The organism is Mycobacterium neglectum (genome assembly GCF_002591975.1).
Taxonomy (GTDB): domain Bacteria; phylum Actinomycetota; class Actinomycetes; order Mycobacteriales; family Mycobacteriaceae; genus Mycobacterium; species Mycobacterium neglectum.
The window spans coordinates 59,821-75,562 of the sequence record NZ_NVQE01000014.1; the positions used below are offsets into that span (position 1 = coordinate 59,821).

Below are 15,742 nucleotides of genomic sequence, written 5' to 3' on the forward strand. Positions count from 1 at the left end.
CGACGCTACCCGTGAAAGACGAAGTCCTCGATCAGCTTGTTGACCAGCGACGGGTTCTCCAGCCCGGCAAGGTGTGCGACCCCGTCCAGCACGGCCAACTGTGCACCCGGGATGGCCTCGGCCATTGCGGCCGTCTCCTGCAGGCCGAACGTCGCATCCTCGGCGCCGGCCACCACCAGAACCGGTGTCGGAATTTTCGCGAAGAGCGAACGTTGGTCCGGTCGGAGGGGCACGACGCTGCGCACCGCCCAGGATCCGGACGAGATGTCGACCGCTTGCACGGCGTCCCGCACGTAGGTGACGACGTCGGGACGGGTTGCGAACGTCGTCGGTCCGAGGAACGCCTTGAGTACCGACCGGGTCAGCGGCGGTCGGACTCCGCCGAGGAGCTTGGCCATGCGCAGCAGGAACCCGTACTCCAGCCTCTGGCGCGCGCCCGCAGCCGACCCGGTGCAGTTCATCAGTACCGCGTGGCCGATGCGGTCGGGATACGTCGCGGCGAAGGTGCCGCCGATCATCCCGCCCCATGAGTTGCCGACGAAGTGTGTGCGCTGCAGCCCCAGGCTGTCGATGATGTCGACGATGACGCGGGCGCAGTCGTCGAACGTGAAGGGGGCCGTGAGCTTTTCGCTGCCGCCGTGGCCGGGCGGGTCCACGAGGATGACCCGCTGCGTCGCGCCGAAGTGATCGGCTGCGGCGGACCACATGTCGCCCGTCATCAGCAGGCTCGGCCAGAACATGATGGCCGGCCCGGTTCCGCTAGTGCGGATCCGCACCTTCCCGAGCACGGTGTCGACCGCCTGTTCCTCCACCTGGTGAACGGTAGTCGTCGGTTCTGAGAGCGGGCCACCAGATCGCTGGGCCGATCAGCGTGAACAGCGCTGAAATGATCACCGTCCGCACGACGAAGGTGTCCAGCAGGATGCCGAGGCCGACGATGATGCCCACCTGGGTGAGGACGATCAGCGGAAGCACGCCAAGGACGCAGAACACCGCGGCCAGCACGATGCCTGCACTGGTGATGACGGCGCCCGTCGCCGAGACGGCGCGGACGATCCCGTCGCGGGTCCCGTGATCCGGGGTCTCCTCGCGGGCGCGGGTGACCAGGAAGATCGTGTAATCCACCCCGAGCGCCACCAGGAACAGGAATGCGAACAGCGGGGCGGTGTTGTCCAATGCCGGGAAGCCGAACAGGTGCACGCTGGCCCAGCCGCCGAGCCCAAGCGCCGCCAGCGCGCTGAGCACCGTCACCGCGACCAGGACCAGCGGGGCCAGCGCCGATCGCAGCAGAATGTAGAGAACCGCGAGCACCACGACCAGAATCGCGGGGATCACGACGAGCCGGTCCCGTTCGGCGGCCGCGCCGGCATCGCGCGCCGACGCATCGGACCCACCGACCAAGGCGCCCGGATCTACGGAATGCACCGAATCGCGCAGGGCGTCAATGGTTTCAAATGCCTCTTCGGACGCGGGTTCGGCGTTGAGCACGACCGACCACTTCGACAGGCCGCCGGGGCTCTGCCCTGCGGGTGTGGCGGATAGGACGCCGGGGGTGTCGGTGATCGCCTTTTGGATGTCGGCGGCACGATTGGTCGGCGCGATGACTTGCGTCGGATCGGTGAGTCCGCTCGGGAAGTGCTTGGCCAAAGTCTCGTAGCCGCTGACGGATTCGGCCTGCACGCGGAACTGTTCGGTCTGCGATAGGCCGACGGGTGTGGAAAGCAAGCCGGTGCACAGCAGCGCCAGTCCTGCGATGGACACGATCGCGACTCGGCCGGGCCGTCGCGCCACCGACTCGGCGATCCTGTGCCAGATTCCGCTGTCGGTAAGGGGTTTCGCGCCCGCCCGCGGGATGAAGGGCCAGAACAATCGCTTGCCGAACAAGGCGAGCAGCGGCGGCAGTACCAGTAGAACGAACACCGCGGCAACGACAAGACCCGCGGCGGCCTGCACACCTAGACTGCGCACGCTCGGCGACGACGCGAAGAGCAGTGTCAGTAGCGCCAGCACCACCGTCGCATTGCTCGCGAGGATCGCGGGCCCGGCCCGTCGCACCGCGATGTCCAGTGCATCGCGCGCGTTGTCGTTTCGGCCCAACTCCTCCCGGTAGCGGGAGATCAGCAGCAATGCGTAGTTGGTACCGGCGCCGAATACCAGCACGCTGGTGATACCGGACGTCGAGCCGTCGGGATTCATCCCGAGCCCGCCGGCGACCGCGGTACCCACCACGGCGGCCACCCGGTCGGCGAACCCGATGACTGCCAGCGGCACCAGCCAAAGCACCGGGGACCGGTAGGTGGCGATCAGTAGCAGCGCCACCACCGCGGCGGTGACCGCGAGCAGCGTGATGTTGGCTCCCGAGAACGAGTTCGCGATATCGGCGCCGAATGCGGGCCCGCCGGTGACCTCTGTTCGCAGATCGCCGGGCAGCCCCGCGGGTGCCGTCTTCCGAAGCTCCTTGACGGCATCGTTGAGCGCGAACCCGGTGAGGTCGGCGTTCAAGGGCACCACCGTCAGCGCGGCTTCACCATCCTCGGACACCTGCGCGCGCCACTTCTTTTCGATGGCGGAGAGATCGGCGGGGTTCAGGCGCGCGCCGTCGTCTCGGGTGATGACGATGATCGCCGGGACCTCGTCACCGCCGGGGAACTGGGCACGCAGTTCGGCGGCGCGCGCGGATTCGGCAGTGTCGGGCACGGGAACCGGCGATCGCTGGCTTGAGTCGTCACCACCGAGAAGACCCATGAGGGCGCCCGACACTGCGACCACAAGCAATGCCAGAACCCATGACCAGCGGTGGGACATGCTCCTAATATTTCAGATACTTAACTATTAATCAAATGAAGATTCGCGGCCTATGCTTCCCCTGTGACCGACGACCGCGACGCGCTGGAGTCGATGATCGCGGCCGACGTGCGGGCGATGAATGCCGAATCGGACCAGATCGGCAGGCACTTCGCGGGTCGGCACGATGTCGGGGCCAACGATTTTCGTGCCCTACTGCACATCATGGTCGCCGAATCCGCCGGAACTCCGTTGACCGCAGGCGAGCTCCGTAAACGGATGGGCATGTCCGGCGCGGCGATCACCTACCTCGTCGAGCGGATGATCGCCTCGGAGCACCTGCGCAGGGAGTCCGATCCCACCGACCGGCGCAAGGTGATCCTGCGCGTCGCCGAGCATGGAATGCACGTCGCACGAGGCTTTTTCACGCCACTGGCCGAGCAGACCCGCATCGCCATGGCGGGGTTGTCCGACGCTGACCTGCGCGCCGCGCACCGGACCTTCACCGCACTCATCGACGCGATGGACGCATTCCGCACCCAACTCGACGCTACGTCCGGTTGAGCGTCGCCTCTTCGAGGTCGAGCCCGTGCAGCATCGTACGCAACACCTCGTCGTTGATACGCCCCGCGTCACGTTCCTCGATGAACGTCTTACGTTCGGCGGCAAGCATTTCCAGTCGCAGTCGGCGAAACGCCGCTGCCGGGCTCTCACCGATCTCCTCGTCGGTGCGTCCCAACCGCTCCCACGCGCTGTTGAGGCGGCGCGTATTCCAGGTCCGCAGCACCTCGGCGGCGCGCTCCGGAGTGTCGGTGGTGTCCTGCGAGTCGGCCAGCAGCTCGTCGAGGCGGTCGGCCGCGGCGCGCGCCGCCCGGTCCTGTGCCTGAACCGCAGCGAGCCGATCCTGTTGGGGGTCGTCGCCCTGCACGTGCAGCAGCCGGATGACCCAGGGCAGGGTCAGACCGTGGAGTAGGAGCGTGCCGACCACGACGACGAACGTGAGGAACACCAGGTGCGGCCGGCCCGGGAACGGATCCCCCGACAGGGTGACCAGCGGGACGCCCGCCGCGGCGGCCAGCGAGACCACCCCACGCATGCCTGCCCATGCCACGACGAACACCTGAGCTGGGGGCGGTGTGGGTTCGCGTTCCCGGACGCGTCGGGACAGCAGGGGAGGCAGATACGCGAACATGAAGACCCACGCGATCCTGACTCCGATCACGGTGGCGAACACCGCGGCGGACGACCAGATGAGTACCGACGCTCGGATGCCTTCCAGCTCACTGATGACCTCGGGCAGTTGCAATCCGATCAACAGGAACGCGAACGACTCCAGAGTCAGCACAACGGATTGCCACAGCGCGAAATCCTGCAAGCGCGTCGCGTAGCCGGCGTGCGCCGAGCGCTGGCCCAGGATCAGGGCGGCCACCACCACCGCGATCACGCCGGAACCGTGGATCAGCTCCGCGACGAAGTAGATGACGAACGGGGCGATCAATCCGATCGCGCTCTCCACCACCGGATCGTCGAGCCGGGACCGGACGTATGAGATGAGGGCACCGAACGCGATGCCGACGGCGACGCCGCCGACCGCCGCCAGCGCGAACGTGCCGATGGCAGAACCCCACGTCGCCGCGGTACCTATCGCGGCCGCGAGGGCCACCTTGTAGGCGGTCAACGCCGTCGCATCGTTGAGCAGGCTCTCGCCGCCGAGCAGGACCATGGTTCGTCGCGGGAGGCCCAACCGCCTGCCGATCGCCGTCGCCGACACCGCGTCGGGCGGCGCCACGATCGCGCCGAGGGTCAGCGCCGCCGCGATGGTGAGCTCGGGAACCGTCTTGTATGCGACGAACCCGACCGCGAACGTCGTTGCCAACGGAAGGCCGACTGCCAGCAGGCTGATGGGACGGAGGTTCTTCCTCAGCGCGACGTAGCTGCTCTCGGTCCCCGCCGACCACAGCAGCGGCGGCAGAATCACGTACAGCACGAGCTCGGGTTCGAGCACGACGTCGTGCAAACCGGGCAGATTGCTCGCCAGCAGTCCCGCGATGACGAGGGCCAACGGGGCGGAGACGTCGAAGCGACGGGCCACGGCAGCCAACAGGATCGACAGCATCAGAACCGCCAGCAGTGATGCACCCACGTCGTCAAGCCTCCTGTGTCGTGATCAGTATCGTGATCAGCATGCTGAGGAGATCACGCGAGCGTGAGGCGAGAACCTCGGAGGTCCCCAAAACGAAGGTCCCCGAAACATGCGAACACCTCGAAGCCGCGATTGATGCCGCCGAGCCGAATCCGAGCACGCCGGGACATTGCGAGGACTGCAAAGAGGACGGAAAGGACGCGTGGGCGCACCTGCGCATGTGCCTGACATGTGGGCACGTCGGGTGCTGCGATTCCAGCCCGCACCAGCACGCCAGTGGACACTTCGAGCAGACCGGTCATCCGGTGATGCGCTCCGTCGAACCCGGCGAGAACTGGCGCTGGTGCTACATCGACGCCCGCGTCGGTTGATATCTGGCAGGCTGGACCCTCGATGAATGAAACGACCGACAGTGCCGAGCTGAACGCCCAAGTCGACTCCGACGAGGCCGAGACGGGGCCCGAACCTGCCCCCGCGGGGACCACGGTGATGTTGCTCGGTTCCGGTGAGTTGAGCCGGGAGTTGACGCTGGCGTTCCAGCGCCTGGGAGCCTCTGTCATCGCGGTGGACCGTTACGCCGATGCGCCCGCGCACGGCGTGGCCGATCGCTCCGCAGTCGTCAAGCTGAACGACGCCGACGCGCTGAGTGCCGTGATCGAGAAGGAGCACCCGCGCTATGTGGTTGCCGAGGCGAACCTGATCGCCGCGGACGCGCTGATCGCGGTTGCCGAGCGCGGCGACATCGAGGTGTTCCCGACGCCGCGCAGCACCCGGCTGTCGCTGGACCGCGAAGGGCTGCGTCGCCTCGCGGCCGACGAACTCGGCCTGCCGACCGCGCCGTTCTGGTTCGCGGGTTCCGCCGAGGAGCTGACCGCCGTCGCCCAACACGCCGGTTTCCCGCTCGTCGTCAAGCCGATCGCGGCGGCCCCCGGTGAGGGTGAGTCGGTGCTGGTGCGTCCCGAAGACGTGGCGCCCGCCTGGCAACGTGCGATCGCCGCGGGCCGGATTCCGAACAATCGGGTGATGGCCGAGACGGTCGTCGAGGTCGACTTCGAGGTGACGCTGCTGACCATCCGCACCATCGGGCCGACCGGTCCGGTGGTTCAGTTCTGCGAGCCGATCGGACACCGACAGCTCGGCGGCGACGTGCTCGAGTCGTGGCAGCCCCAGCAGTTGTCACCCGCCGCGCTGGACGCCGCGAAGTCGATCGGCGCGAGGATCGTCAACTCACTGGGTGGGCGAGGCGTGTTCGGCGTCGAGGTGCTCGTTCGTGGCGATGAGGTCTACTTCGACAACGTACGGCCGCGGCCCTATGATAGCGGCCTGGTTACCCTGCGCTCGCAACGGCTTTCGCAGTTCGAACTGCACGCGCGGGCGATCCTCGGACTGTCGGTGGACACCATCATGGTCTCGCCGGCTGCTGCGGAGATCAGCTACGCCGGGGCCGACGCCACCGAAAGCGGCGACGCCGATCTGAACGCGGTGCTCACCGAGGCGCTCGCCGTAGCGGAAAGCGACGTGCGCCTGTTCGGCAGGCCGGACGAGACCGAGGGGCGCCGGCGCCTCGGGGTGGCCCTCGCGACGGCCCCCGACCCGATCATCGCGCGGGACCGCGCCCGCCGCGTTTCCACGACGCTGCGCAAACTCTTGTAGCCCGTGGACAGCCCCGAGCCGACGCCGCAGGACCGGCGCACCGCGACGCCGTTTCTGGCCGCGCTGGCAATCATTGGGATCGTCGTGATTGCAATTGGGTTGGTGAATTACTTCGGCAATGACGAGCTGACCCCCGAGCAGCAGGTGGTGCGGGCCGCGGTGGCGCAGAACGACGCGCTGCAAAAGGAGAACTACGCCGATTTTGCGACCAATACCTGCCGGTCGGAGCAGGGGACCGAGGCCGAAGTTATTGCCGGTCAACGTGATTCGAAAGAGAAGCAGGGCCGGCGACTCATCGATGACGTCACCGACGTGGTGGTCGATGGTGATCAGGCGACCGCAAAGGTGACGTACCAATTCGACAAGACACCGGACACCAAAACCGATGTCGAAACAACGTTCGTGCGCGAGGACGGGGCATGGAAGGTCTGTACACCTGTCTCCAGCTAGCTGTGGGACACTCACGTCCGTGAGTTACGCCGGAGACATCACGCCTGAGGAGGCGTGGAAACTGCTGACCGATGACCCCGACGCCGTGCTGGTCGACTGTCGTACCGACGCCGAATGGCGGTTCGTCGGGGTGGCCGATCTGTCGAGTCTCGATCGCGAGGTCGTCTACGTCGAGTGGACCAGTTCGGACGGCAAGCACAACGACGGTTTCGTCGACGATCTCTTGGCCGCAGGCGTCACGCCGGGGGAAAGGCCGGTGGTGTTCCTCTGCCGTTCCGGCAACCGCTCGATCGGCGCTGCCGAGGCCGCAACCGAGGCGGGCATCGCACCGTCCTACAACATCCTCGACGGGTTCGAGGGCAATCTGGACGAAAACAAGCACCGTGGTGGTACCGGCTGGAAGGCCGTCGGCCTGCCGTGGAGGCAGTCATGAGTCCAGAAGTGCCGTCGGTCCGTAAGCCCGCAGAACTGCCCGAGGGCGTGAGCCAGGCGACCATCGGTGTGCGCGGCGGCCTGCTGCGGTCCGGCTTCGAGGAGACGGCAGAGGCGATGTACCTCACGTCGGGGTACGTGTATTCCTCTGCGGCCGAGGCGGAGAAGGCGTTCACGGGTGAAATCGACCGTTACGTCTACTCCCGTTACGGCAACCCGACCATCTCGATGTTCGAGGAGCGGCTCCGACTGATCGAGGGCGCGCCCGCATGCTTTGCCACGGCGACGGGTATGGCGGCGGTGTTCACGTCGCTGGGCGCGCTACTCGCCGCGGGCGACCGATTGGTCGCCGCGCGTAGCCTTTTCGGTTCGTGCTTCGTGGTGTGTAACGAGATTCTTCCGCGCTGGGGTGTGGAGACGGTGTTCGTCGACGGCGATGACCTCTCGCAGTGGGAAGAGGCTCTTTCGGTGCCGACCCAGGCAGTGTTCTTCGAGACGCCGTCGAATCCGATGCAGCAGTTGGTGGACATCGCCGCGGTGTGCGAGATATCCCACGCCGCCGGGGCAAAAGTGGTTCTGGACAACGTGTTTGCCACGCCGATTCTCCAGCAGGGTATGCCGCTGGGCGCCGACGTCGTGGTGTATTCGGGTACAAAGCACATCGACGGGCAGGGCAGAGTGCTCGGCGGCGCGATCCTCGGTGACAAGCAGTACATCGATGAGCCCGTGCAGAAGCTGATGCGGCACACCGGTCCCGCGCTGAGTCCGTTCAACGCGTGGACGTTGCTCAAGGGCCTGGAGACGCTTGCGGTGCGCGTCGAGCACCAGAATGCGTCGGCGCACCGCGTCGCAGAGTTCCTCGAGAACCACCCCGCGGTGAGCTGGGTGCGTTATCCCTTCCTGGAATCGCATCCGCAGTTCGACCTGGCGAAGCGCCAGATGACCGGGGGCGGAACGGTTGTCACGTTCGAACTCAAAGGCGGCAGCAAGGATCGAGCATTCGAGGTGCTCGATAAGCTGCGGATCGTCGACATCTCCAACAACCTCGGCGACTCCAAGTCGTTGATCACACATCCGGCCACCACCACGCACCGGGCCATGGGGCCGGAGGGGCGCGCCGCGATCGGCCTCGGTGACGGAGTCGTGCGAATCTCGGTGGGACTGGAGGGAACCGAGGATCTCATCGGCGATCTCGATCAGGCGCTGGCCTAGGTGTCTTAGGTGTCGCGCAAGTCCCAGGCTAAGCAGGCTCGACGCAAGAAGCGGCAGTCGGCCCAGAATTCGCGATGGCTCCCCGACACCGTTCTCGATGGCCTCTCCGGTGACATCGAACTCGCTGCGGTCCTGGAACAGCTCGACGAGCGAATCACCGAGCGCGGCTGGGTTTTCGACGAAGAGCTCTCCGATGAGGAGTCGGCGCTTTGGTACTTCATTCCGTCGACGGCCGAGGTGCCCGATGACGGGGAGGTCGTACCGGTCACCACGATCGCGATGACCTCCGACGACGCCGACGTCGTCCATGTCGTATTTGTGGGTACGGCCGACGACTACCAGTTCGGGCTCGAGGAGTTGTTCGACAATCTCGATGTGATCGAGGGTTACCGGATGGGGAACCCGATCCCGGATTTCGGCTAGCCTTTCTCGGGGCCCTCGACGACCCCCTGCGCGTGCTGCGCCCGCTGTTCGTATGCCTGCCGCGCCTTGGCGTCGAAGGACATGAAGACCGTGTCGTTGCCCATCTTGCGCGACAGCCACCGGCGACGTTTCGCTGACATCACCGGGGTGATCGCGGCGAAGAAACGACCCCACGCCGGCACCGAGGCCAGCGTGATTGGTTTGTCGAGCACCTTGACCACGGCGGCCGCGATATCCTCAGGCTCCACCGGTTTCTGCGCCGCTGAGGTATGGGTCCCGGTGATCAACTCGGTGTTGGTGAATGTCGGCATCACGCAACTCACTTCGACACCCTGCGAGGCGAACTCGTCGGCGAGCCCCGAGGACAGTCCGACCACCGCGAACTTGCTGCCCGCGTAGACAACCTGTCCCGGGACGGCCAGCATGCCGGCAAGTGAGGCGATATTGATGATGTGGCCGCTGCGGCGGGCGACCATCTCGGGCAACACCAGCTGGCATCCGGTGATGACGCCGTACAGGTTCACCTCGATGGTGGAGCGGATGGTCTGTTCCGATTGCTCCAGAAACGGTCCGATCGGCATCACGCCGGCGTTGTTGATCAACACGTCGATGCGGCCGCCGCCGTCGGTGCGCGCCTTGTCGAGGAATGCCGCGAAGGACTCGCGATCGGTGACATCCAGCGGATAGCCCGAGACCGACCCGAGGGTGGTCAACTTGGCGACGGCCGATTCCTGCAGGGCCACCTCGCGGTCGCCGATGACCACCCGCGCGCCGCGCTCAAGGAGTGCCTTGGCGGTGGCGTACCCGATGCCGCGGGCGGCGCCGGTGATCGCGATCGTCTTGCCCCGGATGTTGTCCATGCGGCCGAACTTTACACCTGTCAAGTTTTGGTGAATAGGTGCGTCGCCGGACGCGGATTCAACTCGTCGGTGGTGCGATGTAGTGTCGAACACATGTTCGAATTGGAGTTCGCGGGGGCCGACGACGCCGCGGTCGTCGCTGCCATCGAGGACGGTGCGCGGGCCGAGGCTGCGGCTGGGGCCCGTCGGCTGGCCGCGATCGGTGAACTCAAACGCCGCCGCGTCCTTGACGATGATGAGCGTGCGCGGTGGGCGTGTGATTGGTGGGATTGCGCGGCCGCCGAGGTGGCCGCGGCGATGAATATCAGCTCGCGGAAGGCATCGGGTCAGATGCGCATCGCGGTGGCCTTGGGTGATCATCTGCCCGCGGTGGCCGAGTTGTTCGGGCGCGGGGAGTTGAGTGCGCGGGTGGTGGGGGCGATCACCTGGCGTACGCAGTTGATCACCGATGCCGCGGTGTGGGCGCTCATCGATCGCGCTATCGCCAAGCGGGCCACGAGGTGGGGTCCGCTCGGGGAGGACAAGCTGACATCCGCGGTGGACGCGTTGGTGTTGGAGTTCGATGCCGCTGCGGTGATGGCGAGCAAGGCGGTGGCGCGTACCCGCGATTTCGTGATCGGCGATATCGAGGATGAGGCCGGGACGACGGCGGTGTGGGGCCGGCTGTCGGCTGCTGACGCCGCGGTGTTGAAGAAGAAGGTGGCTGCGATGGTGGCCACGGTGTGCGAGAACGATCCGCGGTCGGCCAACGAGCGCCGCGCGGATGCGTTGGGCGCGTTGAGCAACGGCAATGATCATCTGCCGTGTGCGTGCGAATCACCGAACTGCCCCGCCCGGCAGAGCAAGCCGACGCCCAAGTCCTCGGTGGTTGTCAACGTCTACACCGACCAAGCCACTCTCGACGGTTTACAGAACACCGCACCCACCACTCCGGCGCCACACACATCCACACCCGCGGCTCCCGCGCCAGAGACTCGCGCGGTGCCGAGTTCGGCTGCCGCCGCTTCACGTCCCCCGTCGGCGGGCACGGCACTGTTGTCCGGTACTGAAGCGATGCCGACACCGCTGCTGACCGAGTTGGTGCGCGCCGGCGCCAAGCTGCGACCGATATGCACGCCCGAGCAGGACTGCGAGCCGGAGTCTGGGTATCGGCCGTCGGCGAAGTTGGCTCGCTTCGTGCAGGCCCGTGATTTGACGTGCCGGTTCCCGGGGTGCACGTCGCCGGCGGAGTCTTGCGACATCGATCATGTGATCCCATATCCGCTCGGGGCGACACATCCGTCGAATCTGGCGTGTTTGTGCCGAAAACATCATCTTCTCAAGACATTTTGGGCCGGGGATTGGGAACTGAAGCTGCTGCCCGATGGTGCGGCGGTGTGGACAGCACCGACCGGGCACACCTATACGACCTATCCGGGGTGTCGAAGTTTCTTTCCCGACTGGGATACCAACACCGGCGACCTGCCGTCCCCACCACCGGTGGAGACGTTCAGCACCGACCGGGGCTTGATGATGCCCCAACGTAAACGCACCCGCGCCCAAGTTCGCGCCGCACGCATCAAAGCTGAACGCGAACAAAACAACTCGCCGCCACCGTTTTAAGCGGTGCCAGGCGCCGACTCCATTTTGCGGAGTTCCTTGAGTAACATCTTCGAGACTCGCAGTGCCAACGCGGGTGAGAGGCGCTCCAGGTACCACCACACCTTCCACCACCCGGGCACGATGATCATGGCGTCGTTGCGTAGCACCGCACGCAAAACACGCTCGGCGAACTTGTCGGCGTCCATGGGCCGCAACCGTTCCCAGGATTTCTGGAACTCCTCGCTGGTGAGGCCAGGCGCATTGATTCGCCCGTACTCGCCCCCGGTGAGGATCGGGGTCCGGATCACGCCCGGGCACAGGGCCGAGACGCGCACTCCGTGACGCTCGGCTTCGACCCGCATCGTTCTCGAGATCGCGACGACGGCATGTTTGGTGGCGGTGTAGCTCGCCTGGCCCACGGTGGTGTTCAGCCCGGCCATCGACGCCGTGTTCACGATGTGGCCGGAACCCTGGCGGATCATCACCGGGTAGACGGCCTGGATTCCATGCACCACGCCGCGCAGGTTCACGTCGAAGACATCGTTCCAATCGTCGAGCGTGTACGAGTCGATCTCACCGGAAACCCCGATGCCGGCATTGTTGAACAGGTAGTCGAGCCGCCCCGATTCCTGCACCGCCTCCGCCGCGGCGCTTTCGAAAGCGGCGGCGTCGCGCACATCGAGTTCGATCGCATGCGCCTTGGCGCCGCCATCGCGAAGGCGCTGCGCCAACTCCTGTGCCCGGCCGATCTGACGGTCGGCGATCCAGACCTCCGCGCCGCCGTTCGACAACTCGGTACTGAGTGCGGCGCCGATACCCGACGCGCCTCCGGTGACGAATGCGACCTTTCCTGACAGGCTCGATGGCATTGCGAAAGGATAGGCGTTAAACAGTTAAGTGATGGGCATGCCGGCAGACGATGAGCTCGCTTCGTCGCGGTGAGCCAGGACGATCCGCTGGCCGCGCCGCTGCTGGCCGAGTTGGCCGTCGAGTACGCCAGCCGGTACGGCGGCACCGAGCAGCGGGTCATGAAATGGCTGCTCGAGGAATATCCCGCCGAAGACTTCACCCCACCGGACGGCACTCTGCTGATCGGCCTTCTCGACGGCCGTCCCGTTACCGGCGGTGCATTCAGGCGATTCGACGCCACCAGGGCCGAACTCAAACGGATATGGACCGACAGCAGGCATCGGCAGCGCGGCTACGCGAAGGCGGCACTGGCCGAACTCGAGCGCGAAATCGCTGCACGAGGGTATCGCCGCGTCTACCTCACGACCGGTGATCGCCAGCCCGAGGCCGAGGCGCTCTACCTGTCGTCGGGGTACACGCGCCTCACCGGGCCGCTCCCCGCCGCGAGTGGCGGCTATCCGGTCGCCTTCGAAAAGTCTCTCGGCAGATAGGCTTGCCCGCAGGGTGTCGTGGCGACACCGGGGGTGGAAATGTCCTTGTCACAGACGGCGGTCGGGTGGCTGCTTCTCGCCGCCGCCGCGCTGACGGCGGTCTTCGGCCTGGCGTCGCGGGTCTTCATCGGTCGCAGGCGCGGCACCAAGCCCGTGCGGGCGATGGTGCGAACCTTCCGCAGGACCGGGATCGCGCGGGTGCTGTTCGGTCGCTTCGAGAGTGAAGTACTCGACGACGACGAACTGGACAGCATGATCCTGATGCCCACCGTCGTGGTGGCCTGCGGCCTCTGTCTGACGGCGCTGTTCTTGCTGGGCTACAACACGCTGGCCTGAGCCGCGGCGCCTAAGATACGATATATTGCATGCCGGTTCCTACGGAGAGTGGAAAGCACGCACGGTCCCTGCTGCGGGAGAAGGCCTATGAGTCCCTCCGGGACGCGATCATCCACGGAACCTTCCTCCCGGGCGAGAAGCTGCGCGACTCGGAGCTAGAGGAATGGCTCGGTGTGAGCCGTACCCCCATCCGTGAGGCCGTCGGGCGGCTCGAGGTGGCCGGGCTTGTTCACACCACCCCGGGCCGGTCCACCGTGGTGTCGACGATCGAGCGCAAGACCGTGCTGGATGCCCAGGCGGTCGCGGCCGCGATGCACGCGCTCGCGGTCCGGACCGCGGTGCCGCTGATGGGAAGCGCCGAGATCAAGGCGATGACGAAAGCCAACAAGGAGTTCGCCGCTGCGTTCGCCAACGGTGACGCCGACGCCGCCATGCGCAGCGACGACGAGTTTCACGGCGTGGCCGTCGACGCGAGTCGGAACGAGACCATCCGATCGGTACTCGAACAGGTCACCCCGGTGTTGCGCAGGCTCGAATTCCTGCGCTTCTCGTCGTTGACCGGCCGGCAGTCGATCGCGCAGCACAAGCGAATCATCGACTGCTGCCGTCGAGGTGATGCCGAAGCGGCAGCACTGGCGGCACAACAGAATTGGGAGACATTGGCGTCTCTCGTCGATTTCGACACGAATTGACGTCGGCCGCTGGCCACGTCCGAACAGAAGGATCCCATGTCCGAAACAAAGATCACTGTCATCTATGACAACCCGACCGACCCGGCGGCATTCGAAGCGGGTTACCAGGACGAGCAGTTGGAGGCCTTCCGTCGGATCCCGGGGTACCTCCGGCTCGAAACGTCCAAAGTGTGGCCGAAGGAGGACGGCAGCCCGACGCCGGCCTACCGAATGATCGATCTGTACTACCCCGACTACGACACCGCCTGCGACGCCGTCATCACGCCCGAAGCCGGCGCCTTCTTCGAGGCGATGGCGCGGTTGTCCACCGGCGGTGTTCGGGTGCTGATGTCAGACGTCGAAGTCAGTTCGCACTGAGCCCGGCTCACCGTCGGTCGCGGAGCACCCCAGGCGACGGCTGGCCATCACAGTGCCGCGAGTGCTGCCGAGAGTCGACCGACGAGATCGCCTGCGCCGCCGTCATACATCGGACCCTGGCCGTCGGCCAGTATTCGCCGCAGCCTAGCCATGCCCATGGCGTTGATGCGGCGCGGCGCATGTAGCTGCAGGGTGATCGCGTCGATCAGTTCTGTCGAGGCTCTGACGTTGCGACGGTGAACGGCGACCATCGAGCTGCCCGGCGCGCGACCCGAGTGCGCCTGCTCGACGGCTCTGCGCAGCGCCCGGGCGATCGCATGGCGCTCGCGATCGGACCGTAGACGTTCGGCATGAAGGGCGAGCGCGGTGCCGGCGTGGGGGATAACCCCGACCGCGAGCTGATGATCCAGTCTGCTGGTGAAAAGCCGGGCCACGAGGTGCGCACCGATGGTCGGAACCCCGGCAGCGGTCGGATAATTCATTGTTTCTCCTGGATTGAAGGCCTGTAACACCTTCGAAGACGGCCGAATTCATGCTCGGCGTTCGTCCCTGTGAGGCGGTTCACATTCCGGTGCCTCCGGCGAGGAAGCCCAGGCTTCCAGGCACTCAGAGGTCCTGGTTAGCGCGGCCCTCACCCATGACGATTTGCCGTATGGATCGGGTCGTCTGCGAGGAGCATGCCGCCGCAGAAGAATGCAAAGTGCAATATATTGGATGTCGCCAGTGTTCATTCGAGCATCCGTAGATCACGTTGCACGCTCGAATCGAGGATTTCCGATGAACCTGACCCACGACGAGGACGAACAAGTGCAATTCGTCCGCGACGTCATGCCCCACTTCGACTACCTGCACACCAATGCGCGGGCGATGACGGGCTGCCGCGCGGACGCCGAAGACCTGGTGCAGGACACCATGCTCAAGGCGTACGTCGGTCTGCAGAGCTTCCGGCCCGGTGGCAACATGCGGGCCTGGCTGCACCGCATCATGTCCAACGTCTTCGTCGACAACTATCGAAGCGCGAAGCGGCGGCCACCGACGCGGCTGACCGGCGACGTGGCGCTCGAAGTCGAGCATTCGGAGGCGGCAGCGACCCGACCCGACGCCAGGTCGGCCGAGGTGCACGCTCTGGAGCCGCTGTCGGGGGACGTCGCCAGTGCGGTTCGGGCGCTTCCTGAGGATCTCAAGCTCACCGTCTTCTATGCGCACGTCCTGGAATACCGCAACGTGGAGATCGCTGCCATCCTCGGCATTCCGGTCGGGACCGTGGCGTCCCGTTTGCATCGTGCACACCGACGGATGCGGGAACTGTTGCAGCGCAGTGCTTTCGGTTGCGCATCCGCCGGGCAACCGGACCGCCGGGAGATCGGATGACGGGCGTGACCGCCGGTTTCGCTTTCACTGCAGACCAACTCGACATCA

The 15,742-nt window shown here is 66.0% G+C and carries 19 protein-coding genes; 13 read left to right on the forward strand and 6 right to left on the reverse strand.

Annotated elements, in window-relative coordinates:
- Positions 1 to 5 precede the first annotated feature (5 nt).
- Positions 6 to 812 carry an alpha/beta fold hydrolase gene (locus tag CSQ99_RS13360; protein ID WP_099039520.1) on the reverse strand — a complete coding sequence of 269 codons (807 nt, stop codon included), beginning with the start codon at positions 810 to 812 and terminating at the stop codon, positions 6 to 8.
- Positions 760 to 2,805: an MMPL family transporter gene (locus CSQ99_RS13365; protein ID WP_099039521.1), complete on the reverse strand. Its 2,046-nt coding sequence runs from the start codon at positions 2,803 to 2,805 to the stop codon at positions 760 to 762. The genes CSQ99_RS13360 and CSQ99_RS13365 overlap by 53 nt, the downstream gene beginning before the upstream one ends.
- A gap of 93 nt (positions 2,806 to 2,898) precedes the next feature.
- On the opposite strand from CSQ99_RS13365, the gene CSQ99_RS13370 reads away from it, so the two are divergent.
- Positions 2,899 to 3,348 carry a MarR family winged helix-turn-helix transcriptional regulator gene (locus CSQ99_RS13370; RefSeq protein WP_425437820.1) on the forward strand — a complete coding sequence of 150 codons (450 nt, stop codon included), beginning with the start codon at positions 2,899 to 2,901 and terminating at the stop codon, positions 3,346 to 3,348.
- Here the strand turns inward: CSQ99_RS13370 and CSQ99_RS13375 are convergent.
- On the reverse strand, positions 3,335 to 4,927 hold the full coding sequence (locus tag CSQ99_RS13375; RefSeq protein ID WP_099039523.1) for a Na+/H+ antiporter: 1,593 nt from the start codon (positions 4,925 to 4,927) through the stop codon (positions 3,335 to 3,337). The genes CSQ99_RS13370 and CSQ99_RS13375 overlap by 14 nt on opposite strands.
- A gap of 41 nt (positions 4,928 to 4,968) precedes the next feature.
- Between CSQ99_RS13375 and CSQ99_RS13380 the strand changes: the two genes are divergently transcribed.
- The 6 genes from CSQ99_RS13380 to CSQ99_RS13405 are packed head-to-tail and all read left to right on the forward strand — an operon-like array spanning position 4,969 to position 9,097.
- Entirely contained in the window at positions 4,969 to 5,298 is a 330-nt protein-coding gene (locus tag CSQ99_RS13380; RefSeq protein ID WP_099039582.1) for a UBP-type zinc finger domain-containing protein, read from the forward strand.
- Between the two features lie 22 nt (positions 5,299 to 5,320).
- The gene (purT, locus tag CSQ99_RS13385; RefSeq protein WP_099039524.1) at positions 5,321 to 6,580 is read left to right on the forward strand and encodes a formate-dependent phosphoribosylglycinamide formyltransferase; all 1,260 of its coding nucleotides are present in this window, start codon (positions 5,321 to 5,323) and stop codon (positions 6,578 to 6,580) included.
- A gap of 3 nt (positions 6,581 to 6,583) precedes the next feature.
- Entirely contained in the window at positions 6,584 to 7,030 is a 447-nt protein-coding gene (locus CSQ99_RS13390; RefSeq protein ID WP_099039525.1) for an Rv0361 family membrane protein, read from the forward strand.
- A 19-nt stretch (positions 7,031 to 7,049) separates the two neighbouring features.
- Positions 7,050 to 7,463 (forward strand): rhodanese-like domain-containing protein, encoded by a 414-nt coding sequence (locus tag CSQ99_RS13395; protein ID WP_099039526.1) that lies wholly within the window; start codon positions 7,050 to 7,052, stop codon positions 7,461 to 7,463.
- Complete coding sequence (locus CSQ99_RS13400; protein WP_099039527.1) at positions 7,460 to 8,674, forward strand: O-succinylhomoserine sulfhydrylase; 1,215 nt, start codon at positions 7,460 to 7,462, stop codon at positions 8,672 to 8,674. The genes CSQ99_RS13395 and CSQ99_RS13400 overlap by 4 nt, the downstream gene beginning before the upstream one ends.
- 9 nt (positions 8,675 to 8,683) lie before the next feature.
- Positions 8,684 to 9,097 (forward strand): hypothetical protein, encoded by a 414-nt coding sequence (locus CSQ99_RS13405; RefSeq protein ID WP_099039528.1) that lies wholly within the window; start codon positions 8,684 to 8,686, stop codon positions 9,095 to 9,097.
- Here the strand turns inward: CSQ99_RS13405 and CSQ99_RS13410 are convergent.
- Positions 9,094 to 9,957 (reverse strand): SDR family oxidoreductase, encoded by an 864-nt coding sequence (locus tag CSQ99_RS13410; RefSeq protein ID WP_099039529.1) that lies wholly within the window; start codon positions 9,955 to 9,957, stop codon positions 9,094 to 9,096. The genes CSQ99_RS13405 and CSQ99_RS13410 overlap by 4 nt on opposite strands.
- A 93-nt stretch (positions 9,958 to 10,050) precedes the next feature.
- On the opposite strand from CSQ99_RS13410, the gene CSQ99_RS13415 reads away from it, so the two are divergent.
- Positions 10,051 to 11,559, forward strand: a complete 1,509-nt coding sequence (locus tag CSQ99_RS13415; RefSeq protein ID WP_099039530.1) for an HNH endonuclease signature motif containing protein — start codon at positions 10,051 to 10,053, stop codon at positions 11,557 to 11,559.
- Here the strand turns inward: CSQ99_RS13415 and CSQ99_RS13420 are convergent.
- The gene (locus tag CSQ99_RS13420) at positions 11,556 to 12,407 is read right to left on the reverse strand and encodes an SDR family NAD(P)-dependent oxidoreductase (RefSeq protein WP_099039531.1); all 852 of its coding nucleotides are present in this window, start codon (positions 12,405 to 12,407) and stop codon (positions 11,556 to 11,558) included. The two genes, CSQ99_RS13415 and CSQ99_RS13420, sit on opposite strands and share 4 nt — an antisense overlap.
- A gap of 69 nt (positions 12,408 to 12,476) precedes the next feature.
- Here CSQ99_RS13420 and CSQ99_RS13425 point away from each other — a divergent pair, with 69 nt between their 5' ends.
- From CSQ99_RS13425 to CSQ99_RS13440, 4 genes are read left to right on the forward strand one after another with little or no spacing between them, the layout of a single operon-like run.
- Positions 12,477 to 12,938, forward strand: coding sequence for a GNAT family N-acetyltransferase (locus CSQ99_RS13425; RefSeq protein ID WP_099039532.1), 462 nt, complete (start codon positions 12,477 to 12,479; stop codon positions 12,936 to 12,938).
- Positions 12,939 to 12,977: 39 nt separating this feature from the next.
- Positions 12,978 to 13,274 (forward strand): hypothetical protein, encoded by a 297-nt coding sequence (locus CSQ99_RS13430; RefSeq protein WP_099039533.1) that lies wholly within the window; start codon positions 12,978 to 12,980, stop codon positions 13,272 to 13,274.
- Positions 13,275 to 13,303: 29 nt separating this feature from the next.
- A complete protein-coding gene (locus tag CSQ99_RS13435) occupies positions 13,304 to 13,966 on the forward strand; it encodes a GntR family transcriptional regulator (RefSeq protein WP_099039534.1) in 663 nt (220 codons plus the stop codon).
- A gap of 36 nt (positions 13,967 to 14,002) precedes the next feature.
- A complete protein-coding gene (locus CSQ99_RS13440) occupies positions 14,003 to 14,323 on the forward strand; it encodes an EthD family reductase (protein ID WP_099039535.1) in 321 nt (106 codons plus the stop codon).
- Positions 14,324 to 14,370: 47 nt separating this feature from the next.
- Here the strand turns inward: CSQ99_RS13440 and CSQ99_RS13445 are convergent, their stop codons facing one another.
- Positions 14,371 to 14,805: a hypothetical protein gene (locus tag CSQ99_RS13445; protein ID WP_099039536.1), complete on the reverse strand. Its 435-nt coding sequence runs from the start codon at positions 14,803 to 14,805 to the stop codon at positions 14,371 to 14,373.
- Positions 14,806 to 15,100: 295 nt separating this feature from the next.
- Here CSQ99_RS13445 and CSQ99_RS13450 point away from each other — a divergent pair, with 295 nt between their 5' ends.
- Positions 15,101 to 15,694 (forward strand): sigma-70 family RNA polymerase sigma factor, encoded by a 594-nt coding sequence (locus tag CSQ99_RS13450; protein WP_176561014.1) that lies wholly within the window; start codon positions 15,101 to 15,103, stop codon positions 15,692 to 15,694.
- The last annotated feature ends 48 nt before the right edge of the window (positions 15,695 to 15,742 follow it).